At 46.5% G+C, this 411-nt stretch carries 1 protein-coding gene; it reads right to left on the reverse strand.

Annotation, left to right across the window (positions count from 1 at the left end; translation table 11 throughout):
- On the reverse strand, positions 1-411 hold a 411-nt coding region (locus A3761_RS05210; protein WP_197472841.1), incomplete at both ends, for a LamG domain-containing protein.

The following is a 411-nucleotide window of genomic DNA, read 5'->3' on the forward strand; positions in this document are numbered from 1 at the left end:
TACGCCAAATAGCATATAGAATTTTTCACCTACGCCGGAGTTATAGTTTTGGGTGATTTGCTCTTGTGTTAACGCACGGCTATGAATAGCTAGCATCCTTAGCGTGCCTTCCCATAGTTCGTTGCCATCGGTTTCATTACCCAATACGAGGGCAAAACTTTCGTTCCAACCATTTAGAAGGCCAGGGGCTACGCTGTCTTCATCTTCGGTATAGACACCATTAACATAGAGCTTTCTGCCTTGTGTTGCGGAGTAGGTGGCGACAACATGCTGAAGGCTGGCTTGAAGTCTTTCATCTGCATCGGCGGTTGAAAGTGCTTCGTTGAAGTCGTTAGTAGTATTGTAAAAGTCGTAGTTGTACAAGGTCTGTTGCAAAGCAAAGTTACGAGAGCTGGCCGAGCCCGAGTACGA

The sequence above is a fragment of the Oleiphilus sp. HI0123 genome, from assembly GCF_001635315.1.